The organism is Luteolibacter sp. (assembly GCF_058122085.1).
Window position 1 is genome coordinate 1 of the sequence record NZ_JBIKBQ010000053.1, and the last position, 25,727, is coordinate 25,727.

Below are 25,727 nucleotides of genomic sequence, written 5' to 3' on the forward strand. Positions count from 1 at the left end.
CGCCCTCGATGCCATATCGGCCATGAAGTTGCAAGACCTCGCCGTCGCGAGGTGCTACCCGGACGTGGTTGACCAAATCAAGGCAGCCGACCCGAAAGACGAGACCGGCTACGGCAAGAAGCTCGCGGTCAAGGCCAAGTTAGCCGATTTCCAAACCGAGCTCGGCGGCTTTTTGACCAAGCAGGACTTTGCAGGCGCCCTCGCCTTCATCGAGAAGTCGGCTGCCTCAGGTGATTTTGAAGGCGAGAGCAAGCAGCAGGTTGTCCAATCGAAGATAGGGGTCTTCATCAGCATGAAGAAGTTCGACGACGCCATCAAAGCCATCGAGGAAGCCAAAGCCGTCGCGCCGGAAAGCGAACTCGCTCGCAGAATCGACAAAGCCTATCCGTCCGCGATCGAGGAAGCGAAAGCCGCCGCGAAGGGTGAGGAAAAGCCCGCCGAAAAGATCGAGAAGTAAGTTCTTCCGTCCCCGTTGCCTCTTGCAACGCCGTCCGGTCATGCCGGACGGCGTTCAACCCCCTTTTTCCCCGCCTCCGGTCCGGCCACCCGCTCTTTCAACGGCCTTCACCCCAAAAGCAATTTCCTAGCAATCAGACCATGAACAAGCTAACGACCAAAGAGAGGATCGAACTGATGAAAATGAATCACACCATTATCCATTGGGCGCTTGCCGGGCTGCTGGCGGCGCTCACCACGCTCCATGCCGCTGAAACGACGGCCGCCCAACCCATTGACCGGGAGACCTTGGACAAATGGTCCGCGCCATACCGGGGCTGGCACTACCAGCCCGATCATGTGATTTCCGCTGATCCCAAGATCCCCGGGCACGAGGACTTCAAGAACACGGACGTTCCGTGCGTCTATCAACTGCCGGGTCAGCCTGACAAATGGTACATGAGCTTTATCGGGTTCAACGGCAAGGGCTACAACAGCTTTGTCGCCGAAAGCACCAACCTTGTCCAGTGGACCAATCCGAAACTGGCCATGGGGTTCGGCAAGGAAGGCGATTTCGACTTCGGCGGATGCGTGATCGGTGCGTATCTTTACGGATCTTATGACATCAAGGCCCCGCGCGTATTGAAGAAGCGCGATGGCAAGTACTGGACGCTCTATGGCTGCTACCCCAAGCAGGGCGGCTATGAGATCGATCCCGGTTACGAAGGCGTTGCCAGCAGCGACGACGGCATGACCTGGAAACGGGCCAAGGACAAGTACATCCTTTCCGTTCACGATGCGGACTGCGGGGAGTGGGAGAAGGACTGCATCTATCAGCCGTGGCTGGTGGAGCACGAGGGCCGCTTCTACAATTTCTACAACGCCAAGCATATGCCGGACTGGATCGAGCAGATGGGCGGCGCCACCTCGACGAACCTGCTGGACTGGAAACGCTATGCCTCCAACCCCATCGTGCGGGTCCGCCAGGGCGGCTACGACGAGAAGTTCTGCGCCGACGGCAAGGTGTTCCGCGACGGCGATCACTGGGTGATGTTTTACTTCGGCGTCGGCAAAGGCGGCGCCCACATCATGGCCGCCTTTTCGCGCGACCTCATGCATTGGACCGCGCATCCGGAACCGCTGTACAAGGCGGGCGGAAATCCGAGCGGCCTGGACAAACAGTTCGCCCACAAGATCTCGTTGGTTTACAACCCGAAGAACGAGACGTTCTATCTTTACTATTGCGCCGTCGGCAGCAAAGGCCGCGGCATCGGGCTGATCACCAGCAAGCCACTCCCGGCCAACTGAAACCCTATCCCTCAGGCAAACAACTCCAAACCGAAAGGAACACCATGAACCACGATCCTGATCCGTTAGGCAGATGCGTTTCCACACCCTTCTCCCGCGGCAGGGCGGATTTGCCGGTTCCACTTTCATCGCGGCGAGCAGTTGGAAGGAGGATGAAATCCAAACACAGTCCGCCTCGGTTGCCGAGGAGTTCGACGTGATCAAGGAGGACAAGGTGCTTCCGGGAACGAACGTGCCATTGCGCTCCGAGCGCAAGGAGTCAAAAGGCTTCAAGGCCACCCAGGTGGTTTCCGTCAGCTCGACGAATGTCGCGGTGATCGAAAAGGTATCAAGGGAGATCACCAACTTGCTCGAACAGGGGGTGAATGTGACCTCGTTCGATCCAAGCTACTACTATACCCACCTCGGCGAGCTGAAACTCGAGATGCTGTCGGAGGCGGCGAAGGATGCGCGCGCCAGGGCTGAGAACATTCTCAGCTCGGCTGGAAACACCCGTGTTGGCAAACTGGTTTACGCGGACATGGGAATCATCAACATCAACGCCGCGAACTCGACCGAGACGTCGACCGAGGGCAACAACGACACGTCTTCGCGCGACAAGGACATCATCACGATCGTGCACGCGGAATTCGAGGTCGAATGACCCGAGCAGCGCGTCGCCATTTCCGGTAGCAGGTGCTTTTTCACGCCTCCTTGGTCTTCGCCGTCTTCTTCGCAGCCACCTTTTTCACCTGGCGCGGCGGGAAGTCGAAGCCGATCTTGCCGTCCTTGGCGTCGAACTTGCGCTAGGTATGGTTGGAGACGAGGCCGTTGAGGGCAACGAAGCCGCGCCCTCCAAATCTCGATGGTTCGGAGTGAAGCCGAATCTGATTCTCGGTGGCACTTGCTGTGGCGGCGCTGAGGCAAATTACTCCGTTGGGTGGAACCGAGAAACGAACCATGCTTTCGCAGGCCCGGCATGCCTATCCACGATGCGTGCGGAGTTTTATGGGGAGGATTTGTAATCCGGGTTAGGCGTTGGCATATTCGCGCCGTCGGTCGTGCGCACGAAATCGGAAAGTCGTTTCATGGGCGTTATGATTAAGGCTGAAGCCGGGCCAATCTTACGTTTTTCCCAGTGGCTCTCCGATACGGTTGCGTTTGAAGCGTTGATGGCAACTTGTATCCGTTCCGCCTATTTCACTTCCCGCATTTTCGGGTCGACATCAAACCGCTTGCAGGCCCGAATTGCCCGGAACTCCGATTGCATCAATGTATGAATTTAAAAGCCGTGTTTCAGCACCTCCAAACCCATCCGTCAGGCACGAATTCCGATCCTTGCATTGACTTGCCCGGGGGTGGGCGCCCGAAAGGCTGCCTCTTCGCAGGTTTTCTATCATCCCTGGTCTTGTTCTCGACCCTGACCGGGAACATCTCCGCAGCGGAGGAAATCAGGCTTTCCTCCCTCGATCTGGGCCACGTGCTGCAAGGCAGCGGCAAGCCGGGTGTGGACCGCTCGGCGACAGGCAAGCCGCTGCGCATCGCCGGCCGGGAATACAGCCATGGGTTCGGCACCCACTCGCCGAGCACGCTGCACCTCGACTTGCAGGGAGGCTGCGTTCGCTTCAACGCCCAGGTCGGCATCAATGACGACGGTCCGGCCATCAGGAAAAACGGCAGCGTCGAGTTCATTATTGAGGGCGATGGCAAAGTCCTTTGGTCCAGCCCGCTGATGCGCGGTGGCATGGCGGCGCAGGCGGTCGATCTCGACCTCTCCGGCGTGAAAATGCTGGCGCTGAGGGTCACCGATGGCTTTGACGACACCAAGAATGACGAAGCGGTCTGGGCGGAGGCGACCTTCAAGGTGACAGGAACCAAAACACAAACCGTCGGCGCACCCGTGACTCCGCCGCGCTGGGTTCTCGGCAAGGATCTAACCACCGAATGGCTGGTGCCCCAGGACAAGCGCCTGCCGCATGCGGATTTCATCGAACAGGGCGGGCTGCGCGTCGGCCAGGTGGTTCGCTACCGGGTGGATGCCCAAAAAGCCCTGTCGATGCGGCGCAGCGTGATCTGGCCCGGCTTGCGCAAAGGGAAAAACGGCATGTTTGACGGAGTCATCAAGCACTACGATTCACAGGAAGCCGAACCTGCCATCAGCATCGACGGCTCCCCGCTCGGTGCCATCACCGTGGAGCGGGTGCTGCTCGACGGCACTCTAACCATCCAAGGCCGGGCCGGCCGAGACCTGGCGATCACCCGCTGCGCCTTCCCCAGCCCGACCTTGCCGACGGCGGTGGACCGCTGGACCCTGCGCAACACCGGCAAGGTGCCGCGCACGGTGACGGTCGCCCCCATCGCGCTCCGCTATCAGATCGAGGGGCCTTATGGACTCAACGTCACGGAGGTCACTTGCACCGCGCCCACCTCCACCGTGCTGGCCCCGGGCAAGGAGATGGTCTTCGCCGTGCTTTTCGGCGGCCGGCTGGACAGCGAGCCAGCGGGAAAAATCGACATCGCCACCGAGGAGCGCGCGCGGCGTGACTATGTCGTGAGTCTTCAGCGCAACCTCCGCTTGGAAACACCCGAACCGGAACTCGATCGCGCCTTCAGTTTCTGCAAGCTGCGCGTCGCCGAGGCGATCAACGCCACCCGCGGCGGCATGATGCTCGCACCCGGCGGGCTGGCCTATTACGCCGCGGCCTGGTGCAACGACAACGTGGAATATGCCGGACCGTTTTTCCCCTTCCTCGGAGATCATAACGGCAATCAGGCCTCACTCGACACCTACCGGTTATTCCAGAAGCACATGACGCCGGACTACAAGCCGGTTCCACCCTCGCTCCACTCCGAAGGGATCGGCATCGCCCGCACCGGCGGCGACCGCGGCGACGCGGCGATGTATGCCTACGGCTGCGCCCGCTTCTGCCTGGCCCGCGGCGACAAGGCCATCGCCAAGGAGCTCTGGCCCGCCATCGTCTGGTGCTTGGAATACTCGCGCCGCCAGACCACCGCCGAAGGAGTCATCGCATCCGACAGCGATGAGCTGGAAGGCCGCCTTCCAACGGGCAAGGCCAACCTTTCCACTTCCTCGCTCTATTACGGCGGATTGCGGGCGGCAGCGGACCTCGGCCGGGCTCTGGGAATGGAGACGGAAGCAAATGCCTACGACCAGCAGGCGGACGTCATGGCCAAGGCGATCGACAAATATTTCGGAGCCACCGTCGAGGGTTTCCCCACCTATCGGTATTACGATGGCAATGACGTGCTGCGCTCATGGATCTGCCTGCCACTGTGCATGGGGCTGACGGACCGGCGCGACGGCACCATCGCCGCCTTGTTCTCGCCGCGGCTTTGGACATCCGACGGTCTCGCCTCCCAAGCGGGAGACCAGGCCTTCTGGGACCGTTCGACGCTCTACGGCCTGCGCGGCGTCCTGCAGGCTGGGGAAACCACCACCGGGCTGCGCTACCTTTCAGCCTACACCCGCCGACGGCTGTTAGGCGATCACGTCCCCTACCCCGTCGAGGCCTGGCCCGAGGGCGACCAGCGCCACCTTTCATCGGAGAGCGGGCTGTATTGCCGGATCTTCACCGAGGGACTGTTCGGCCTCCGTCCCACCGGGCTTGATCGCTTCAGCTGCACGCCGCGTCTGCCGGAAGGCTGGCCGCGCATGGCGCTGCGCTCGGTGCGCGCCTTTGGCCGCAACTTCGACGTGGTGGTGGAGCGGCGTGGCCAAAAGCAGCACCTGACCATCATCCAGGATGGACGCACCGTCGCCGAGCACGATCTGGCAAACGGGGCGTCAGCCGAGATCCATCTGCCCTGACCGTGGCGCATGAGGCGAAGAAATTTGCTCGCCGCCGGGATGACCCAAGATCCCCAGCCGCAGCAATGGCAGCTCCACCCTAACGACTGCAGAGATGTTGCGTTTGAGATGGATGCCGGAAAAAAGGGGGGGACGGCGCATCGGGAAGGGGTAATGGATGATTCCGATGACGAGCGGACTGAAGTCCCGGGCTACTTTCTCAGGCCTCTTTCGTCTTCGCTGCTTTCTTCATGGCGACCCTTTTCACGCGGACCGAAGCGCCTCGCGGACGGAGTTGGGATGGGTGGCGGCGATTTTCAGGAGAGTTTTGGCGGCTCCGCTCGGGACACTGATGTGTTGCTCCCATTTGTGAAGAGTGCGGACACTGACGCCGATGAGTTGGGCGAACTTGGTTTGGCTGAGGCCCATGGCGCTGCGGATGGCAACGGGATCGGGATTACTGGAATTGATCGAAGGTGCGGGTAATGATCGTCCCTTCTCCATGAGGAAACCCACAAGGTCTTCGGCAATATCCTTGAGTTGGGGGATGACTTCCTCCGGGGTATCGGCATGGCAGCACTCGCCCACAAGACCGGGAATGGAACCGACGAAAACCTGATCTTCATCGCTCCAGCGCACGCTGAGGGGATAGTTGCGGGCCAGGCGGGTGGCTTCTTTGGCGGAGATCTTTTTCATGACTTGGACTCGTTGATTTTATCGGCGATATGGCGTTCGAGATAAGCCTTGGCGTCGTCGCCGTCACGTCCCGGAATAATCGCCGGAATTCTGACTGCGGGGTGTTCGAATTTCCGGTGACTCCCCTTGCCGCAGGAAGCGAGTGTGAATCCCGCTTTCCGAAGATCCTTGAGGAGGTCGCGGATTTTCCGTGGCACATGCGGAACCATACTCTTCTAGGGTAGAGCCGCAACTTCAATCTTCCGCAATGACGGAGAGACTGATGAGCGAAGTTCCAGCCACTTCGCGATGAATGGACGAGACGTCCGATTCCCTTGTAAGAGCCTCACGCTTCCTTCGTCTTGGCGGTCTTCTTCGCGGCGACCTTTTTCACCGGGCGCGGCGGGAAGTCGAAGCCGATCTTGCCGTCCTTCACGTCGAAGGTGAGGTGGGCGTCGAACTTGCGCTTGGTGCGGTTGGAGACGAAGCCTTTGAGCACGTCGGTCTTACCGGTGGAAATGAGCTTGAGCATCTGGTCCTGCGGGATTTCGCACTGGAGGATGGACTTGCCGATGCGGATGCCGTGCGGGTCCTTCTTGGTGATGATTTCCGGGACGTGATAGGCCTTGTCGGTGGCGTAAACCTTGTAGGATTTGCCTTCTTCGGTTTTCGCCTCGCCGATGAGTTGCTCTTCGGTCAGCTCGGGCGGGCCGTCACGGTCGTCGTTTTCGAAGACGAAGTTGATCTTGAATTTCGCGTCTAACTCAAGGGCGGCGTCGAAGGGTTTGTTGAACTTCGAGCGGAAGCCGGTGAGCGGGCCGACGTGTTTGGTGGTGAAGAGCTGGATGGCTTCCTCCTCGGTGAGCAGGCGGCCGGCGATGTGTTTCTTCGCCTTGAATTTGCACTCCGGCTCGCGGCACTCGTAGGTGGCTTCCGTTTGCTTGAGGCTGGACGCGCCGCACATCGGGCAGGTGACCTTGAGGTCGGGGAAGACTTCGCTTTTCGCGAGATCGGCGGCGGAGCGGGCTTTGGTGCAGATCTCGTCGGTGTAGGCGATGATCTCTTTCATGAAATCGTCGCGCTGGAGATTGCCCTGCTCCATCTGGCGAAGTTTGAACTCCCAGTCGCCGGTGAGTTTCGGCGAGTAGAGGCCCTCGATGTTCATTTCGCGGACGAGGTCGATGAGGCGCATGCCGGCTCCTGAGACGAAAAGCTCGCGGCCTTCGCGGGCGAGGTATTTCTGGGAGATCAGGCCTTCGATGGTCGCCGCGCGGGTGGCGGGCGTGCCGAGGCCGCGCTCGGCCATGGCTTCGCGGAGCGCTTCGTCGTCGATGAGTTTGCCGGCGCCTTCCATCGCGGAGAGGAGAGTGGACTCGGTCATCCGGGCGGGCGGCTTGGTTTCCTCGGCGAGCACTTCGACGGGGTCGGCGTGGGCGGGCTCGCCGGCGCTGACGGGGCAGAGCTCGTCTTTGCCGGCGGCGACACCGGGGCGGCGGCCATAAACTTCGAGCCAGCCGGGTTTCACCAGGATGCGGCCTTCGGTTTTGAAACAATCCTGCTCGATGCGGGTGAGGCGGGTCGTCTGCTCGAACTCGGCGGACGGATAGAAGACGGCGATGAAGCGCTTGACGATCATGTCGTAAAGCTTCTGCTCGGCCTCGCTGAGTTTGGCGAATTTGCCGGTCGGGATGATGGCAAAGTGATCCGAGACCTTCTTGCTGTCGAAGACGCGGCGCGATTTGTGCAGGCGCGGGCCTTTTTCGTCGCTGCCGGAGAGCACGGCTTTGGCGTATTTCGCGACGTCGAGGTCGCTGTTGCCGACGTCCGCCATCGTCTCGCGGACATTCCCGGTGTAATCTTCTGGCAGGTACCGCGAATCGGTCCGCGGGTAGGTGATCATCTTGTGCTTTTCGTAAAGCGCCTGGGCGATCTGGAGCGTGCCCTTGGCGGAAAACGGCGCTTCGCGTTGCAGCGTGGTGAGGTCGTAAAGCTGCGGGGCGATCTGGGTGTTCGCCTTTTTCTCCTCGGTGACCTTGCCGGTCTTGCCTTGGCAACGGGCTTGAATCGCCTCGGCGGTCAGCTTGTCCCAGATCCGCTCGGGCTTGGAGAGCGGGGCGTTTTCGTCCTTTTTCCAAGCTTCATCGATCCATTTACCTAAATACTCGCCGGCCTGCACGCCGAAGGTGGCGTGGACTTCGAAATACGGTGTCGGCCTGAACGCCTGGATCTCGGCCTCGCGCTGGGCGAGGATGGCGAGTGTCGGCGTCTGGACCCGACCGGCGGCGGTGATGTTGAAGCCGCCGTGGCGGGAATTGAAACAGGTGAGCGCGCGGGTGGCGTTGAGGCCGACGAGCCAATCCGACTCCGAGCGGCACTTCGCGGCATCGGCGAGCGGCTTCATCGACTCGCCGGGGCGGAGGTTTTTCCAGGCTTCGAGGATCGAGTCGTTGGTCATCGACTGCATCCACAGCCGCTTGACCGGCTTGTCGATGCCGCCGATTTCCATGATGTAGCGGAAGATCAGCTCACCTTCGCGGCCGGCGTCGCAGGCGTTGACAATGAGGTCGATGTCCTTGCGCTTGGCGAGTTTGAGCACCTGCTTGAGGCGGGCCTCGGAGTCGGGGATCGGGTCGAGGTCGAACTTGTCCGGGATGGCGGGAAGGACGCTGAAATTCCACGGCAGCTTCTTGCCGTTGGGGCCCATCGGCATGCGCAGCTCGACGAGGTGGCCGACGGCGGAGGTGATGACGGCTTTTTCGTTTTCGAAAAACACGTCGCGGCCGGAGCCGGACTTTTCAAACTTGCCGAGCTCCTTGGCGAGCACGCGGCTGAGGTCGGTCATGACGCTCGGTTTTTCGGCAATGATCAGTATTTTTCCCATGGTGAAATCCGGCCGTTTAGCGGCGCTGGATTCAGGGACTAGGCTTGTGAGGCTGGATTTGGCAAGCTGATTGGTGAAATTTCCGAAAGACCCTGCCGCCGGATTCCGTTATTAGGCCCCAATTCATGACCCGGAAAATCTGTGCTCTCATCAGCCTCTTCGCGGGCTTGATCCTTTCGCTCCATGCGCAAACCGCCTCGCCCCGGGTCGCGATTCTGGGCGACAGCATCACCTTTGACGGGCGTTGGGCGACGCGGGTCGAGTCCGCGCTGCGGGCCACTCCGGAGTTCGCCGCTGCGGAAATCGTCAACTTCGGCCTCGGCAGCGAAACGGTCTCCGGCTTGTCCGAACCGGGTCACGCCGGCGGGAAATTTCCCCGTCCTTGTCTCCACGAGCGTTTGGGGCGGATTCTCGACGCCTTCAAGCCGACGCTGGTCCTCGCCTGCTACGGCATGAACGACGGCATCTACCTCCCGCTCGAAGACTCCCGCTTCAAGGCCTATCAGGACGGCATCGGGAAATTGAAGGACGAAGTCGAGAAACGGGGCGGAAAGATCATTTTCATCACCCCGCCCCTCCACAATGCCGACAAGCCTTCTGACGATCCCAATCGTTACGACGCCGTGCTCGACAGCTATCGAAACTGGCTCATCTCCCGCCGTGCCGACGGCTGGCAGGTCATCGACATCCGCCCGGACCTCAAGCAAGCGGTCGCCGAGGCGAAACGCCAGAACCCCGGATTCATCTACGCCAAGGACAACGTCCATCCCGGAGACGAAGGCCATGGTTTCATCGCCAAATCGATCTGCAACCAGCTTTGGCCGATCCTGAAGCTGCCCAGCCCGCCCGAAATCGCGCAAGGTGATGCGCTTGGGATACTAGTCCGTCGGAACGGGCTGCTCAATCTCGCCTGGCTCACCAAGACCCGCCACATCCGGCCCGGGGTTCCTGCGGGGCTGCCCATGGATGAAGCCGAAGCCCAAGCGAAAAAGCTGATGGCAGACTATCAAAACGCCACCGCCCGCAAAGTTTCCGACTGGAAGGGCTTTGAGCGCAGCGACTTCACCGTCGCCGGTCGCGCGGCCTTGCTCGTCCGCCCGAAAACCCCGGCCCCGGGCAATCCGTGGATCTGGCGCACCGAGTTCTTCGGCCACGAGCCGCAGGGAGACATCGCCTTGCTCGGAAAAGGATTCCACGTCGCCTACATCGATGTGCAAAACCTCTACGGCGCGCCCGTCGCCATCGAGGCGATGAACAGTTTCCACGATCATCTCACGGCATCCTTCGGGCTCTCGCAAAAAGTCGTGCTCGAAGGCTTCAGCCGCGGCGGCCTGTTTGCCTTCAATTGGGCGGCGCACCGGCCGGCGGACGTCGCGGGCCTTTATGTCGATGCCCCGGTCTGTGATTTCAAAAGCTGGCCCGGCGGCAAGGGCAAAGGCAAAGGCAAAGGCTCGCCTGCGGATTGGCAGAATTTGCTCAAAGCTTACGGCCTAACGGAGGAGCAGGGAATTGGCTACGACAAAAACCCCGTGGACACCCTCGCCCCGCTCGCCAAGGCCGGAATTCCGATCCTCGCCGTGGTCGGAGACGCCGACAGCACCGTTCCCGTTAGCGAAAACATCGATGTCGTCGAGAAACGCTATCAAGCGCTCGGCGGGAAAATCCAGGTCATCCGCAAACCCGGCTGCGATCACCACCCGCACAGCCTGCCGGATCCCGCGCCGATCGTGGATTTCGTGCTCGGGTGTTACCCGTGACCGTTCAACGCCTCGCGTAACGAAACCCCGGAAACGCCCGCACCAGCCGCCGCATCTCCAGTTTCATCAAGTTCGCCGTGACCACGTGCGCGGGCAGGCCGCTGCGCTCGATAATGAGGTCCACCGGCGATTCGTCGGTGGTCACTGCCGCGAAAACGGCGGCTTCCTCTTCAGGCAGTTCGGGGATTTCCGAAGCCGGCTCGGCGGTGCTGGCTTTGCGGGCGAAGGGGAGTTCCCCGAGATCGTCGAGAATGTGCGAGGCATCGGCGACGAGCGTGGCGCCGTCGCGGATGAGCTGGTTGCAACCGGCGGACGTCGGCTTGTCGATCGGGCCCGGAACCGCGAAGATCGGCTTGCCGTATTCGGATGCTAGGTTGGCGGTAATTAAAGAACCCGACCACGCCGGGCATTCGACGACGAGCACGGCCCGCGCCCACGCCGCGACGATGCGGTTACGCATCGGGAAAGTCTGCGGGTCGGGCGAGGTGTTGAGTGGAAATTCGGACACGACCGCGCCGAAGCCGGAGGCGATTCTCTCGGCGAGGGCGAGGTTTTCCGGAGGATAAAGTTTCGCTAGGCCGGAGCCGAGCACCGCGATGGTGCGGCCGTTGGCGGCGACGGCGGCCTCGTGCGCGGCGGTGTCGATGCCGCGGGCGAGGCCGGAAATGATGGTGAAGCCGGCCTGCGCGATCTGGTAGGAAAGCTTCTTGGTCGCCTGCGTGCCGTAGTGCGTCGCCCGCCGCGAGCCGACGACGCTGATGGCGTGCTTGTCCCGCGGCTCCAGTTTGCCCCAGACATATAACAGCAGCGGCGGATCGTAAGCTTCGCGCAGCGGGGCGGGGTAGTCCTCGTCATCCTGCGTCACGATGGAAATCCCGCGCTCGGCGGCTTCGCGCAGCTCGGTGGCGGGATCGGCGTGGTCCTGCCAGGCGTGGAGGATTTTCGCGGTCTCCTCGCCGATGCCGTCCACCCGCATCAGCCGGTCCTTGGCCGCGCCGAGGATGGATGCGGGATTGCCGAAATTTTCCAACAGCCGCCGCACCCGGACGGGCCCGATTTTCGGCAGCATGTTGAGGGCGACGAGGGCTTCTTGCGAGGTCATGTGATCCGGAGAGTGTCGATAGATCGCCATTCCGTCAAAGCTGCTTTCCGGGAGAAAATCCGCCGAATGATTTGGCCGTTCGGTCGCGTTATACATGGCCTGATGAATCCCTTGAGTTTACGCAGCCTGCTGATTCTGTGGTTCGGTCTCGGGTCTGCCTTCGCCCTCGAGCCCACTCCGCGTGCGGATCCCGCGCGTTTCGCCGGTGAAATCGCCGCTTTCGCGAAACAGGAGCCGGAAAAGGGTGGAATCGTCTTCGCCGGCAGCTCCAGCATCCGGCTGTGGCCGCATTTGAAAGAGGATTTCCCCGGCCTGCCCGTCGTCAACCGCGGCTTCGGCGGCTGCGTGAGCAACGACCTCATCGTCCATTTCGACACCGTCGTCGGCCGCCATGAGCCGAAGCTCATCGTCGCCTATTGCGGCAGCAACGACATCGCGGAAAAGCTCTCGGTCCAGGAAGCCTTCGACGACTACACCAAGTTCCTCGGCGTGGCCCACGACCGTTTCCCCAAGGCTCGGGTGATTCTCAATTCCGTGAAAATCGCCCCCCGCCGCGCGCTCCAGATTCCGCAGGTGAACGAGCTCAACCAGCGCCTCCAAGCGTGGTGCGCCGGCAAGGACTGGCTGCGGTTCCTCGACACCACCAGCTATCTCGCCGATTCACAGAACCAACCGGTCCCGGGTTATTTCGGCCGGGACAACCTCCATTTGAATGCCGAGGGCTACGCGAAATGGCGGGTCATCCTCGATCCCGTGCTCCGCGAGGAGTGGGAAAAAGTGAAGTGACGCTCCCGCCACGCTGGCCCGCGATCTTCGGACTCTCAGGCCTCCTGATTTTGCGGATCAGATAGAACGTGATCAGCGGGTTTCCAACCAGTTTCTCCGCCTTCGGGATTACCGGTTCCAAGTAAGTCCGCGTCTTGTTCAAAGCGACTTCACCCGCAGCGTGAGGTTGTGGACGACGCCGGTGGCGGGATCGGTCGCGGTGAGGGTGTGGGTGCCGGGGGTGAGATGGATGATCGGCTCGGGGCTGGCGGGCTCGATGCGGAGGGTGGCGGATTGCCAACGGGCGGTGCCGGGGAGGTTGGTGACGGGGCGGAGTTTGTCGGAGCCGGAGGGGATTTCCGGGTCGAGGAGGAAGGTGGCGTTGTCGGCCGGGCTGATGATGCGGAGTTTTACCGGGGCGCGGGCGGCGTCCAGAGCGAGCTCGTTGAGACGGAAATTGTGGCGGCTGGCGAACCACTCGGCGTAGCTGGAATCCAGCAGGGCGCGGCCGCTGGCGTCGTAGTCGGCGGGGGTGGCGGCGGGCGGAACCTGGTCGACCGGGGCGAGATCGCGGCGGGCGTTTTCGGCGTCGGCGGGGACGCGTTTCCCGGTCTGCGGGTCGATGGTGATTTCGACCAGTCCGGCGGGGCGGACAAACCAAGTGGGCTGGGTGTCGCGGTGTAGGCGAAGCATGGCGCGGTGGAAAATGGGCCCGGCACCGGCGATCCCGGAGAGGCCTTTCATCGGCTGCTGCTCGAAATTTCCCGCCCAGACGCCGACGGTGAATTCGGGGGTGAAGCCGAGGCACCAGTTGTCGTGGAAATCAGAGGAGGTGCCGGTTTTCACGGCACACTTGAAGGGAAGGTCGAGCGGGCCGCCGGGCGGAAACGACGGGGCGCGGGCGGCGGCGTCGGCGAGGATGTCGGCGATGAGGTAGGCGCTGCGAAGGTCGAACATCGAACGTCCGACGTTGAACGTTGAAGGGAAGAGAACGGGCGGGAAGTAGCGGCCTTGGCGGGCGAGGGTGGCGTAGGCGTTGGTGAGTTCGAGCAGGCGGACGGGGGCGTTTCCGAGCGTGAGACCGAGTCCGTGGATGGAGGAATCGCTGCCGAGGGTGGTGATGCCGAGGTTTTCGAGAAGCTGCTGGAGTGGCTGCGGGCCGCCGAGGGAATTGAGTTCGCGGAGGGCGGGGACGTTGAGCGAGCAGGCGAGCGCGGCGCGAAGGGTGACCGGGCCGTGGTAGTTGCGGTCGTAATTTTCCGGCAGGTCGAGGCCTTGCGGAGTGCGGAACGGGCTGGGAATGTCGGCGAGGATGGAGGCGGGAATGCGGTGGTTGCGCTCGATGGCGAGCAGGTAGGTGAAGGGTTTGAGCGCGGAGCCGGGCGAGCGCGGGACGAGCGCGCCGTTGAGCTGGCCGCCGCGCGGGTCGGCCCAATCGGGGGAGGAAACGAGGGCTAGGATTTCCCCGGTCGGGTTGTGGATGAGGACGACGGCGGCGTGGCGGAGGTTCGCGTCGCGGAGCCGGGCGGTTTCCTCGCGGACGATGGCTTCGAGGTCGCGTTGGAGCGGGAGGTCGAGGGTGGTCTTGATTTGAGATTTGAAATTTGAAATTTCAGCTTGGCGGGCGAGCCACGGGGCGGGCTGGGATTCGGCAAGCGGGCGGAGCGTGAGCGGCTCGGCGAGGGCGGCGGCGATGCGGGCGGGGTCGTGATTTCCAATGACGGCGAGACGCGAGAGGACGGTGTTGCGGCGGACGGTCGCGCGTTGGGGGTGGCGAAGGGGATTAAGCCGCGACGGGGATTGGGGAAGTCCGGCGAGCAGGGCGCACTCCGCGAGCGAGAGGTCGGAGAGAGGTTTTTGGAAATAGAACCGCGCGGCCTCGGCGATGCCGATGCGGAGGTTGCCGTAGTCGAGGCGGTTCAGGTAGGCGGTGAGGATCTGGTTTTTCGACCAGGTCATTTCCAGGCGGCGGGCGGCGAGGGCTTCGTAGATCTTGGTGAACGGACCGCGTTTCGCGGGCGGCGAGGAGATTTTCAACAACTGCTGGGTGATGGTGGAAGCGCCGGAAACCACCCGCCGCTTGGCCAGGAAATCGCGGCCCGCCCGCAGCGTGGCCAGCGGATCGATGCCGCCGTGCCGATAAAACCGCTTGTCCTCGGCGGCGGTCGTGCAGGCGATCAGATCGGCGGGAATTTCGTCCAGCGCGACCGGCGTGGCGCGCGATGAATCCGGCAGTGTGAGGTGCAGGATCGGCGCGCCATGGCGGTCCAACAGCACCGGCGAGCCGGCCGGGTTTTCCAGCAACCCGGCAGGCAGCGGAACGGCGAAGGGCAGCGCGAACCAGCCGAGCAGAATTGGCACGGCCACGCAAACGCCGCGGATGATCCGGCGTCGCCATTTGGATTTCGATTTCAAGCGCACCACCATGCCGGAGAGCCGGGAAAAATAAACGTGAAATTTCGAGTTGGAAAGACCGGTCGATTTCGTTCGTATCCGCAGCACATGAAAAAACAACTGTTTCTATTGAGCTGTGCGGCAGGTCTGATGTTGCTGCCGGCAGGTGCCGCGGACAAAGAGGATTCGCCATTGGCCAAGCAAATGGAATCGATGAACGACGCGTACAAAGGCTTCCGCAAGGAAACCGATCCGGTGAAGGGCGCCGCCCAAGCCCGCGAGGCCCAACAGGCGGCGCTGAAGAGCGCGTTGGAAATTCCGGAAATGCTCAAGGCGATGCCGGAGGGACCGGAAAAAGTGAAGGCGCTGCTGGAATACCGCAAGATGATCGGCAAGCTCTTCGTGACTTTTTGCGAGGTTGAGGAAGCCTTCCTCAACGGGAAAATAGACGAGGTCGCGAAGATCGTCACCGCGATCAAGGAGATGAAAAAAGCGGGCCACGATAAGTTCGTGGAAGAAGAGGAGGAATGACTTTCAAAGCAAAAGGCCCGGATGCGAAAGCGCCCGGGCCTTTTTTGTGTGAGAGCGGAATCCAGTCGGAGTCACTCGACGATGACGCGGGTGCCGGGTTTTACTTTGGAATAGACGATCGGCATCGTGGCGCTCGGGCCGCGGATGCAGGCGTGGGAGGCGGGGCGGCGTCTGACCGGACCGATGTGGTGACCGACGCCATCGTTCGTTAGGCGCATCCAGTAGTGCATCGTGGCGCCTTCGAATTTCCCGCCTTCGGGAATCGGGTCGAGCGTGGAATCGGCGTCGCCGTTTACCATTTCGCCGGCGGCGTCGTAGATTTTGCCATACTTGTTGGATTTTTTATCCACGACTTTTTCGAGGATGTAGAAGGTGCCTGGAGGAGTCGGCCGGCTCGGGATGCCGGAGCAAATCGGGTAGTCCAGGACCACCTCCTCGCCGTTCATGAGAAAGCCGCGCTGCTTGGCGAGGCTGATGAGGATGGAGGAGTTCTCGGCATCCGTGCGCGAGAGCAGTTCCTCGTTTTTCCAGACCGAGTAGGTTTTCGGATAGGTGGGCTCGGCCTTGAAATGATCATAGGTGCCGGCCGGATAGGGATTAATCGGCTTGCCGTCCTTGGTGTAGGTGACGGCCGGCTTCTGGTTCGCGCAACTCGCCAGCAAAAGCGTGGCGGCGACAGTGACAAACCGGGCGATGATTCGGAGCGGGATCATGAGGATGGAGGCGTGGGAGGAGCGGAATTAGGACAGATCCCCCGCGATTGCAACCCCATACCCGCGCGGCTTGCGGCCGCGGGCTGGAATTTCGCCATCGGCGCACGGCATTGGGTTTTCTGAATTACGGCTCGCCGACCGTCGGGTTGGGCACGACCGCGGCGGTGGATTTCGCGGCGCGCGTCAGCACCTCCTTGGCTGACTCGTCCGAGCGGGCCATGCCGCGATAGCGCAGCGGCTGATAGCCGAGAGCGAGCAGGGCGTCCATTGGCGCTTGCTTGAGACCGGGTCTCCAATAGTCCGGGCCGCCGCCGGTTTCGTAGTAATAGATCCAGGTTTTTTCGCGGTTCGACCAACCGGCGCAGAGGATCACGTGGCGGCGGGGAATGTTGAGCAAATCGCCGGGGCGCAGCTCCCGCGCGCTCGGCAGTGCGGTGCAGACGGCGGGCAATTGCGTGGTGTCATGCACCGTCGGCAGCTTCAGGCAGCGCGAGACGAAGCCGGAGCAATCGACGCCCGCGGCCTGCGCGCTCACGGCGTTTTGCCGGCGCGGCGTTTTGCCGGCAAGGAGACATCGCCGCCCGCAAGACCCTTGGCGATGGCCGCGTCAAACGACGCCGCATCATCGAAGCCGCCCCATTTGTAAGGAATGCCGGTGTTGACCTCGCCCGGAATCCACCACCCTCTGCGCGGCTGCCGGGGGTCGTGACTGATGTCCGGCGAGTTCACCAGAATGCCGGCCTTATCCTCGCCGTGAAGAATGTTAGTAGCAAACGGCCGCCACGGGTGGATGGCCATCGATTCCGCAGGAGTGATCTGTGAGGGCGCGGACGCGTCGCCGGGGACGAGCGGCAGCGGTTTCTGTGAGGCGCAGCCCGTGACAAGCAGAAACAGGGCGAGCTGGAGGCGCTTCATGGACCGATGATGCGAAGTCCGCCGGAGCGGGTCAAACGAATGCATTTCCGTGCCGCGATTTGCCGAACTCATTCGGTTGAGCTGCAGGTTGCCGGTTTACAGACTCTTCACCGTCATGACCTTCCGCCTTCGCCTCGCGCTTCTTGTCGCCCATGGTCTCGCGCTCGCGCCTGCCAACGCCGAGGCCAAAGCCGACTTCGCCACCGCCTCCAACGCCAGGTTCAACCAGCCCAAGGCCCGCAAACTCGCCCAGACGGCGCTCGCGGAGTGGCAGTGATCCAGCGACGACCCGCCAGCGGAAATGACGAGTCGCGTCGCCCTGTAGGGACGCGCTGCGAGCGTCGATGCCCATGTGCCGCACGAAGCCCCTTCATTGGCTTCCCCTTCGCATCACGGCCTCGGAGCCAGTTAGCGACGGTCGCAGACCGGCGCTACATTCCGCGAACATCCTTGCTTCGATGCTCGCAGACACAAAAAAACGCCCGCCTCCCTTGCGGGCGACGGGCGGTTTCAAATCGGTGTCGCGAATTACTTCGAGGAGGAAGTGAAGCTCGCCTGGCTGGCGCCCTTCTTGATCTTGGACGACTTGATCCAGCTCATGGTGGAGCGGAGCTTTTCGCCAACCTTCTCGATCGCGTGCTGCGCCTCGGCCTTGCGGATCGCGTTGAAGTTCTTGTTGCCGGCCGCGTATTCGGCGGTCCACTCCTTGGCGAACTTGCCGTTCTCGATGTTCTTGAGCTGGGCGATCATCCGCTTCTTGACGGAGCCGTCGATGATCTTCGGTCCGACGGTGACGTCGCCGTATTCCGCGGTCTCGGAGATCGAGAAACGCATGCCGGCGATGCCCTGCTCGTTCATGAGGTCAACGATGAGCTTGAGCTCATGAAGGCACTCGAAGTAGGCCATCTCTGGCTGATAGCCAGCCTCGACGAGCACTTCGAAACCGGCTTTCACCAGTGCCGTGGTGCCACCGCAAAGGACAACTTGCTCGCCGAAGAGGTCGGTGACGGTTTCCTCGCGGAAGTTGGTTTCGAACACGCCGGCACGGGCGCAGCCGATGCCACCGGCCCAGGCGAGCGCGGTTTGCTTGGCCTTGCCGGAAACGTCCTGATCGATCGCGATGAGGCCTGGAACGCCTTTGCCGGCAACGAACTGCGAGCGGACGGTGTGGCCAGGGCCTTTCGGCGCGACGAGGATGACGTCGATATCCTTCGGGCAGGTGATGGTCTTGAAGTGAACGGCGAAACCGTGCGAGAAGAGCAGGGTCTTGCCCTTCTTGAGGTGCGGCGCGATGTCCTTGTTATAAACCGAAGGAATCACGGTGTCCGGAGTGGCGACGAAGATCACGTCGGCAGCCTTGACGGCCTCGGCGGTGTCCATCACCTCGAAGCCGAGCTTCTTGGCGACTTCGCGGGACTTCGACTTCGGATAGAGGCCGATGATGACCTTGAGGCCGCTGTCCTTGAGGTTGAGCGCGTGGGCATGGCCTTGCGAGCCGAAGCCGATCACGGCGAGTGTTTTCTTCTTGAGAGGAGCAATCGGAGCGTCCTTGGTGGTGTAGATCTTCGCGGCCATGGCTGATCGGTAGGTTGGTTCTATTAGGGCACGCCGCTGCCATCGGGGCTGCGGCGGGGCGGCACACTGGCGGGATGAAAAGTCCGGGTCAAGCCACAACAAGGGAAAATGGCGCATCTCCGCGCCGCGGGCGACGCGCCCTGGATGACCATTCCCATGACTCATCCGAACACTACGCGATGACGCCTGATTTTAGTGTTCGCCAAAGCGGATGCTGATTGATATTCAGGAACCCTTGATGAACACCATCCAGCCATCGAAAGTGTTGATCGTCCTGCTCGCGTCCTGCCTGTTCTGGATTGGCGGGATTTCGTTAGCGGTGATGTGGTTTGCAGGCACCTCGGTGACCGCCGGCTGGATCGTGGCCGGGGCGCTGGTTTTGGCGGTGCTGGTCTGGCTGGCGGTGATGTCTCATGAAATCCGGCACGCGATGGAGTTGCGAATTGCCGTGGATCGATCCGGCAAGAATGCGGACAATCGTTGAATCCTTTATTTGGGGAGAACGGCGTCGGAGATGCTGCGCGGGCATGGGGCCAGTGGCTGAACTCCATGGAGAGCTCGCCGGAGTTGGGCGTTGGGCTGGCATTGTTCTAATTCAACGAGCCGCTGGATCCGCAAAAGGATCATTATGACAGGAAGTTTTCGGTACGCACATTCATGGTGACGACTGAAAGATATGGATTCTTTGGAATCATTTTGTGAGGACAACCTGACATGGAAACCGTGGCGGGTCGAGAATTCGGGCGGAATGAATTCCTCGCTCCAATAAAAAACCCGCCGGCCCTTGCGGGACGGCGGGGTTCGAGAGGCGGGTCGCGGCGACCGGTGATCGCCTTTACTTGGCTGCGCGGAGGGCTTCCTCCTTGGCCTTGGCCTTGGCGATGACGTCGTCGGAGACGTTTTTCGGGCAGGGGGCGTAGTGGCTGAACTCCATGGAGAACTGGCCACGGCCGGAGGTCATGGTGCGGAGGTCGCCGATGTAGCCGAACATGGCGGAGAGCGGAGCTTCTGCTTTGACGCGGATGCCGCCTGGTGTCGGTTCTTGGCCTTGGATGATGCCACGGCGGCGGTTGAGGTCGCCGATGACGTCACCGACTTTTTCTTCGGGGGCGAAGACGTCGAGTTTCATCATGGGTTCGAGGATCTGCGGGGCGCATTTGACCATGGTCTGGCGATACGCGGCTTTGGCAGCGATTTCGAAGGCAATGTTGCTGGAGTCCACTGCGTGGAAACCACCTTCGTTGAGCACGACTTTGAAGTCCAAGCAGGGGTAACCCGCAAGTGGTCCTTTATTGACGCAGGTCTTGAAGCCTTTTTCAACGGCGGGGATGAACTCTTTCGGGATGCTGCCGCCGGTGACTTTGGACTCGAAGATGAACCCAGAGCCGACTTCACCTGGCTCGATGGTGTAATCGATTTTCGCGAACTGACCGGAACCACCGGACTGCTTCTTGTGGGTGTAGCTGTCGTTGACCATCTTGGTGATGGTTTCACGGTAGGCGACCTGCGGCGCGCCGACGGTGACCTCGACCTTGTGGGTGCGCTTGAGGATGTCGATCTTGATGTCGAGATGGAGCTCGCCCATGCCCTTGAGGATCATTTCGTTCGTTTCATCGTCGGTCTCGACGCGGAACGAGGGATCTTCCTGGATCATCTTGCCGATGGCGTTGGCGAGCTTTTCAGCGTTGGCCTTATCTTTGGGAGCGACGGCGATGGAGATGACGGGATCTGGGAAAACCATCGGCTCAAGGGTGGCCGGGTTTTTCTCGTCGCAGAGGGTGTGTCCGGTCTGGACGTTCTTGAGACCAACGATGGCGACGATGTCACCCGCTTGCGCGGAGTCGATTTCCTTGCGGTCGTCGGCGTGCATCTCGACCATGCGGCTGATGCGCTCGGTCTTGCCGGTGAAGGAGTTGAGGACGGTGTCGCCCTTCTTGATAGTGCCCGAGTAAATGCGGGTGAAGGTGAGTGCGCCGAACTTGTCGTCCATGATCTTGAACGCGAGGCCGCGGAACGGGGCCTTGGGGTCGATGATGGCGAACTTGCCGGTTTCGTTGCCTTCGGCGTCCACTTCAGGGAGCGGTTTGACGTCGGTTGGGGAAGGAAGGTAATCGACGACAGCGTCGAGGACGAGCTGGAGGCCCTTGTTTTTGAAGGAAGAACCGCAGTAGGTCGGGAAGAACGCGAGGTCGATGGTGCCCTTGCGGATGCACTTCTTCACTTCGTCGATGGTAGGTTCCTTGCCTTCGAGGTAGGCTTCCATGATCGCGTCGTCTTGTTCGACTGCGGTTTCAATAAGCTGGGCGCGGTATTCCTTCGCTTTGTCCAACATGTCGGCAGGGATGTCGACGATGTTAAAGTTCTCGGGCTGACCGGACTCGTCCCAGATGTGGGCCTTCATGGTTAGCAGGTCGACCAAGCCGACAAATTCACTCTCGGTGCCGATCGGGAGGACCATGACGAGCGGGTGCGCGCCGAGGATCTTCTTCACCTGGGCGACGACGCGGTAGAAATCCGCACCGATCCGGTCGAGCTTGTTGACGTAAATGACACGGGCGACTTCGGAGTCGTTCGCGTAGCGCCAGTTGGTTTCCGATTGAGGCTCAACGCCTCCGGAACCGCAAAACACGCCGACACCGCCGTCGAGAACCTTGAGCGAACGATAAACCTCGATCGTGAAGTCCACGTGGCCCGGAGTGTCGATGACGTTGAATTGGTGATCTTTCCAGAAGCAGGTGGTGGCGGCGGATTGAATGGTGATGCCGCGCTCCGCTTCTTGTTCCATGAAGTCCATGGTGGACGCACCGTCGTGGACCTCACCGATTTTGTGGATCTTGCCGGTGAGTTTGAGAATGCGTTCGGTGGTGGTTGTTTTGCCCGCATCAACGTGGGCGAAAATGCCGATGTTGCGGTATTTGCTGAGGTCCTTCATAACGGATAATGGCTTCTGGTTGGCGGGCACGGTTTCGCGCCGGGGGCAGATTCCTAGTCAGGCGCGGCGGTTTGGCAATCCTAGAGTCGGAGATTTTCCGCCATTCCCGCCGACTCGGGCGATTTTTCCGGCCGCGGGTCTCCTTCGTGCCTCGGATGGCTTGGCGAGCGACGCTCACGCCACACCTGTTCTCAAATCCCGCAGCAACTCCCCCGGTCGTCTCGCCAAGCGACCCCAGCGGCCAGTTCAATTACCGACAGTCTCGTCAACTTTTGGCTTCTTGACAATCAGCCTCAAGATGGCATAAGCGCGCTTCGCAGACAAAATCCATCACTCCAAAATCCTTATGAAACTCACTTCCTTCTTCCGCCTTGTCAGATTGACACGCATTCCTGTCACGCTCGCCACGGGTATGATCCTCGTCCCATCCGTTTCGAAGGCGGAGCCTGTGCCTGTTCGAGATCTCGATGGCGACGGCATCCCTAATATCTCCGATCGGGACATCGACAACGACGGCATTCCCAATGCCCGCGACCTCAACGTCGATGGCGGCAAGGCCCGTTCCGGCCCTCACAAAGGAACCTACATTGGAGATAGTATCCCGAATGGAGATCCCGCCGAACTCGATATCGACGACGACGGACTTGCTGACGATTCGAATGCCGAACTCGACATCGACGGCGACGGAAAGGCCGATGACGCCCCGTCTGAAAATGACATCGATGGCGATAGAAAAGCTGATTCCGCCCTGAATGAGATCGATATCGACGGTGACGGACTCTTGGATGACTCACCGGATGAAATCGACGTCGATGGCGATGGCCTCGACGACGATTCGACTGCGGAAAGCGACATCGACGGCGACGGCAAAGCCGACAACTCCGCTGCCGAAAAAGACATCGACGGCGACGGCAAGGCGGACGACGCGATCTCTGAAACCGACATCGATGGCGACGCCGACGTCGACAACTCGATCGATGAAAGTGATATCGACGGCGATGGCCTCGATGACGACTCGACCGCGGAAACCGACATCGACGGCGACGGCAAAGCCGATGATGCCAAAACCGAGGATGATATCGACGGCGACGGCGTGAAAGACGCTGACGACGACGATATCGACGGCGACGGAAAATCCGCCGATGACGACGATGATGACGACGGCGATGAAAGTCTCGACCTTGATGATTCCGACGACGACGGCGACGGAAAGTCAGGTTCCGATGACCGCAGTGGAGAAGATGACAGTGATGAACGTGATCGTAAGGACGACACATGAGTTTGAGCTCGTCCGACAAGTCATGATTTTGATGAGCCGGACCGGTTGACGGTCCGGCTCGTTCTTTGACAGCAGTTGCCGCTTTCCATGTTTCAGCACCACCATCGTTGGACACTGGCCGCCTTCCTCGGCGGGCTCATCGCCGGGGGAATCGGGATTTCAGTCATCCGCCGCACTCCCACCTCGGAGCCAACGGTCATCACCAACGGATTACCCAAACGGCAAGAATCCCGGGCGATTGTCGCGGACCCCCTGAAGATCCGTGACATGGGTGACCGCCATCGCGCATTGATCGATCTGGCGAGGAAACTGGGCGCCTCTGATCCATCGGCGGGTTGGGAGCGCGGCATGGGACTTAGAAATACCCGCGACCGGGCCGAGTTCATGGCCGCGCTACTGGAATCCTGGGCGATGAAAGATCCGGAGGCTTCTCTCGCGAAAGCCAGCGAGCTTGGAGTCGGGCGGCTCAAAACCGAGTGCATCGCAGCGGCTTGTGGTGGTTGGGCATCGCGGGATCCCGCTGCTGCCGCCAAATGGGTCGAGGGCAACCTCGCCGGCCCATTGAAAACCGAATCTTCCGCCGCCATCGCAGCGGCTTGGGCGGAGTTCGCGCCAGACGCCGCTGCGGCTTGGGCGGGCTCGCTGCCACCGGGAACCGCCTCGCAAGCAGCTCTTTCGAAAGTGCTCGAAGCCTGGCTAGACAGCGATCCAGCAGCCTCCTCCGCATGGGCGACATCACAACCGGAAGGCGAAAAACGCAGCTCCGCCCTGCTTCAACTCGCCGTCGAGTGGTCCGATCAGGACCCGACCGGAGCCAGCGAGTGGATCGCCAAACAAGCGACTGCGGAAAACGGCGGCGAAATAGTGGACACCCTCCTCAACCGCTGGTCCGCCGATGATCCGGCCGCAGCCGCCAATTGGGTGCGATCCCTGCCGGCAGACCAACAGACAGAAGCCAATGCCATGGTCCTCGCCGTCTGGGGAGCCGCCGATCCGGCCAGCGCCTCCGCCTGGGTCACCACCTTTCCTCCCGGCGAAACCCGCGAGCGGGCCATTCCCACCTTGGCGGAATCCTGGACCGGCATTGATCCGCAGGCCGCTGTTAGCTGGACGATGGCCTTGCCTGATTCACCGGAAAAAGCCACCGCCCTGGATCAATCGGTCCGCGCCTGGTCACTCAACGAGCGTGATTCCCTCACCGCTTGGATCAGTTCCCAACCCACCGGACCTGAAGCCGATCACCTGCGCTCGACCGCATCGATTGTCATTGCCGAACACCAACCGCGCGAAGGAGCTACCATGGCCGCCGCCATCAGTGATCCTTCGATACGGCAAGACGCGATTGTGGATGTTGTCCGTCAATGGCGGAAGACCGATCCCAAGGCCGCCGAAGCCTGGCTCAATCAGCAATCGCCCGATCCAGCGATCCGTCAGCGGCTTGAACCTTGATCCTGTTTTTTGAAGCCGTCCGTCCACAAGGCCTAGCGAAGCAGATCCGACGGATAGAGCAGAAATGCCACCCCCCCGGGCGAAGGCGAAGGGCCTTGCGCGTGTTTCCGGCTTGCCACGGCTCGGCGCCGGGCATTGTTTCGAGCCGCAATGGCGGAATTCCTGATGCGACCCGTGGCGAGCCCGGTCCGGCTCGATGGACTCTCTCCCGTCGATGTGGCGGGCCAGCTACGGCATCTCGACGGCCTGGTGTTTTTCGACACCGCGGGAAATTTCGCCTCAGGTGGCTCGCGGCCGGTCTCAGTCATCGCGGCCAAACCCTCGCAAATACTGCGGGGAAATATCCATGTTTCCGCCGATCTGGAAATCCTCCGCGCCGCCCTCGCGGATGGCCCGGAAATCGCCGGCGACCACGGCTTCCCCGTCGGCGGACTCTGCGGCTGGGTCGCTTACGAGGGCGACTTCGTCTTCGGCGACTACCCGGAAATGCTCGTTTACAGCCACCGCGACGACATCTGGTGGGAAACCGGCGACCTCTCCACCCGGCTCCGCGCCCACTCCGGCTCCGCCGAAATCTCCCCTTTCACCCCGCTCGCCTCACGCGGCAAATTCACCTCCGGCGTCACCCGCATCAAGGAATGGATCGCCGCCGGTCATATCTACCAGGCGAATCTCTCCCAAGCCTTCGCCGCCACCGCCAGCGGCGACCTCTTCGGCCTCTACGAAGCCCTGCGCGATGCCTCGCCCGCGCCGATGGCCGCCTACCTCAAGCTCGACGGCCGCGAAATTCTCAGCTCATCGCCCGAGACATTCCTCAAAATTTCCGGCCGCGGCATCGAGACCCGCCCGATCAAAGGCACCCGCCCGCGCTTCGCCGATCCCGACGAGGACCGCCGCTCCGCTTACGAACTCCAGACCTCCGCCAAGGAAATCGCCGAGCTCGTCATGATCACCGACCTCCTCCGCAACGACCTCGGCCAGGTCTGCGAATTCGGCAGCGTCGAAGTCACCGAGATGCTCCAACTCGAAACCCTCGCGCAGGTCCATCACCTCGTCTCCACCGTCACCGGCACCCTCCGCCCGGAGACCGACGCGCTCGCCGCCCTCGCCGCCTGCTTCCCCGGTGGCAGCATCACCGGCGCGCCGAAAAAGCGCGCCATGGAAATCATCCGCGAGCTCGAACAAGCGCCGCGCGGCGTCTATTGCGGCGCCATCGGCTGGCTCGGCTA

22 protein-coding genes are annotated in these 25,727 nt (G+C 61.6%); 12 read left to right on the top strand and 10 right to left on the bottom strand.

The window, feature by feature from the left end; genetic code table 11:
- From AC4DF4_RS09575 to AC4DF4_RS09590, 4 genes are all read left to right on the top strand, one after another.
- Positions 1-457 (top strand): hypothetical protein (locus AC4DF4_RS09575; protein ID WP_490047900.1); only part of this gene is annotated, 457 nt, incomplete at its 5' end.
- 140 nt (positions 458-597) lie between these two features.
- A complete protein-coding gene (locus AC4DF4_RS09580) occupies positions 598-1,743 on the top strand; it encodes a glycoside hydrolase family protein (protein WP_490047901.1) in 1,146 nt (381 codons plus the stop codon).
- Between the two features lie 73 nt (positions 1,744-1,816).
- A complete protein-coding gene (locus AC4DF4_RS09585) occupies positions 1,817-2,386 on the top strand; it encodes an SIMPL domain-containing protein (protein WP_490047902.1) in 570 nt (189 codons plus the stop codon).
- Between the two features lie 744 nt (positions 2,387-3,130).
- Positions 3,131-5,551 (top strand): NPCBM/NEW2 domain-containing protein, encoded by a 2,421-nt coding sequence (locus tag AC4DF4_RS09590; RefSeq protein WP_490047903.1) that lies wholly within the window; start codon positions 3,131-3,133, stop codon positions 5,549-5,551.
- Positions 5,552-5,794: 243 nt separating this feature from the next.
- Here the strand turns inward: AC4DF4_RS09590 and AC4DF4_RS09595 are convergent, their stop codons facing one another.
- From AC4DF4_RS09595 to topB, 3 genes are all read right to left on the bottom strand, one after another.
- The gene (locus AC4DF4_RS09595; RefSeq protein WP_490047904.1) at positions 5,795-6,226 is read right to left on the bottom strand and encodes a helix-turn-helix domain-containing protein; all 432 of its coding nucleotides are present in this window, start codon (positions 6,224-6,226) and stop codon (positions 5,795-5,797) included.
- Positions 6,223-6,423, bottom strand: coding sequence for a type II toxin-antitoxin system HicA family toxin (locus AC4DF4_RS09600; protein ID WP_490047905.1), 201 nt, complete (start codon positions 6,421-6,423; stop codon positions 6,223-6,225). The genes AC4DF4_RS09595 and AC4DF4_RS09600 overlap by 4 nt, the downstream gene beginning before the upstream one ends.
- Positions 6,424-6,551: 128 nt before the next feature.
- A complete protein-coding gene (gene topB, locus AC4DF4_RS09605; RefSeq protein WP_490047906.1) occupies positions 6,552-9,086 on the bottom strand; it encodes a DNA topoisomerase III in 2,535 nt (844 codons plus the stop codon).
- 125 nt (positions 9,087-9,211) lie between these two features.
- On the opposite strand from topB, the gene AC4DF4_RS09610 reads away from it, so the two are divergent.
- Positions 9,212-10,843, top strand: coding sequence for a GDSL-type esterase/lipase family protein (locus AC4DF4_RS09610; protein WP_490047907.1), 1,632 nt, complete (start codon positions 9,212-9,214; stop codon positions 10,841-10,843).
- Positions 10,844-10,847: 4 nt separating this feature from the next.
- On the opposite strand, the gene dprA is transcribed toward AC4DF4_RS09610, so the two are convergent.
- On the bottom strand, positions 10,848-11,945 hold the full coding sequence (gene dprA / locus AC4DF4_RS09615) for a DNA-processing protein DprA (RefSeq protein WP_490047908.1): 1,098 nt from the start codon (positions 11,943-11,945) through the stop codon (positions 10,848-10,850).
- A 102-nt stretch (positions 11,946-12,047) separates the two neighbouring features.
- Here dprA and AC4DF4_RS09620 point away from each other — a divergent pair, with 102 nt between their 5' ends.
- Positions 12,048-12,731 carry a GDSL-type esterase/lipase family protein gene (locus tag AC4DF4_RS09620; RefSeq protein ID WP_490047909.1) on the top strand — a complete coding sequence of 228 codons (684 nt, stop codon included), beginning with the start codon at positions 12,048-12,050 and terminating at the stop codon, positions 12,729-12,731.
- 138 nt (positions 12,732-12,869) lie between these two features.
- Here AC4DF4_RS09620 and AC4DF4_RS09625 read toward each other — a convergent pair whose 3' ends face one another.
- Entirely contained in the window at positions 12,870-15,077 is a 2,208-nt protein-coding gene (locus tag AC4DF4_RS09625; RefSeq protein WP_490047910.1) for a transglycosylase domain-containing protein, read from the bottom strand.
- Between the two features lie 135 nt (positions 15,078-15,212).
- Between AC4DF4_RS09625 and AC4DF4_RS09630 the strand changes: the two genes are divergently transcribed.
- Entirely contained in the window at positions 15,213-15,635 is a 423-nt protein-coding gene (locus AC4DF4_RS09630; RefSeq protein ID WP_490047911.1) for a cytochrome b562, read from the top strand.
- Between the two features lie 71 nt (positions 15,636-15,706).
- Here AC4DF4_RS09630 and AC4DF4_RS09635 read toward each other — a convergent pair whose 3' ends face one another.
- The 3 genes from AC4DF4_RS09635 to AC4DF4_RS09645 form a co-directional block, all read right to left on the bottom strand.
- The gene (locus AC4DF4_RS09635; protein ID WP_490047912.1) at positions 15,707-16,348 is read right to left on the bottom strand and encodes a L,D-transpeptidase; all 642 of its coding nucleotides are present in this window, start codon (positions 16,346-16,348) and stop codon (positions 15,707-15,709) included.
- Between the two features lie 124 nt (positions 16,349-16,472).
- On the bottom strand, positions 16,473-16,883 hold the full coding sequence (locus tag AC4DF4_RS09640) for a hypothetical protein (protein ID WP_490047913.1): 411 nt from the start codon (positions 16,881-16,883) through the stop codon (positions 16,473-16,475).
- The gene (locus AC4DF4_RS09645) at positions 16,880-17,263 is read right to left on the bottom strand and encodes a hypothetical protein (RefSeq protein ID WP_490047914.1); all 384 of its coding nucleotides are present in this window, start codon (positions 17,261-17,263) and stop codon (positions 16,880-16,882) included. Before AC4DF4_RS09645 ends, AC4DF4_RS09640 begins: the two co-directional genes overlap by 4 nt.
- A gap of 115 nt (positions 17,264-17,378) precedes the next feature.
- On the opposite strand from AC4DF4_RS09645, the gene AC4DF4_RS09650 reads away from it, so the two are divergent.
- Complete coding sequence (locus AC4DF4_RS09650) at positions 17,379-17,540, top strand: hypothetical protein (RefSeq protein WP_490047915.1); 162 nt, start codon at positions 17,379-17,381, stop codon at positions 17,538-17,540.
- 251 nt (positions 17,541-17,791) lie between these two features.
- Here the strand turns inward: AC4DF4_RS09650 and ilvC are convergent, their stop codons facing one another.
- Positions 17,792-18,838: a ketol-acid reductoisomerase gene (gene ilvC, locus AC4DF4_RS09655; RefSeq protein ID WP_490047916.1), complete on the bottom strand. Its 1,047-nt coding sequence runs from the start codon at positions 18,836-18,838 to the stop codon at positions 17,792-17,794.
- Positions 18,839-19,076: 238 nt separating this feature from the next.
- Between ilvC and AC4DF4_RS09660 the strand changes: the two genes are divergently transcribed.
- Positions 19,077-19,322 carry a hypothetical protein gene (locus AC4DF4_RS09660; protein WP_490047917.1) on the top strand — a complete coding sequence of 82 codons (246 nt, stop codon included), beginning with the start codon at positions 19,077-19,079 and terminating at the stop codon, positions 19,320-19,322.
- Between the two features lie 351 nt (positions 19,323-19,673).
- Here the strand turns inward: AC4DF4_RS09660 and fusA are convergent, their stop codons facing one another.
- Complete coding sequence (gene fusA / locus AC4DF4_RS09665; RefSeq protein ID WP_490047918.1) at positions 19,674-21,770, bottom strand: elongation factor G; 2,097 nt, start codon at positions 21,768-21,770, stop codon at positions 19,674-19,676.
- Between the two features lie 346 nt (positions 21,771-22,116).
- Here fusA and AC4DF4_RS09670 point away from each other — a divergent pair, with 346 nt between their 5' ends.
- The 3 genes from AC4DF4_RS09670 to AC4DF4_RS09680 form a co-directional block, all read left to right on the top strand.
- The gene (locus AC4DF4_RS09670; RefSeq protein WP_490047919.1) at positions 22,117-23,049 is read left to right on the top strand and encodes a hypothetical protein; all 933 of its coding nucleotides are present in this window, start codon (positions 22,117-22,119) and stop codon (positions 23,047-23,049) included.
- A gap of 87 nt (positions 23,050-23,136) precedes the next feature.
- Entirely contained in the window at positions 23,137-24,498 is a 1,362-nt protein-coding gene (locus AC4DF4_RS09675) for a hypothetical protein (protein WP_490047920.1), read from the top strand.
- A gap of 150 nt (positions 24,499-24,648) precedes the next feature.
- Positions 24,649-25,727: anthranilate synthase component I family protein (locus AC4DF4_RS09680; protein WP_490047921.1), on the top strand; the 1,079-nt coding region annotated here is incomplete at its 3' end.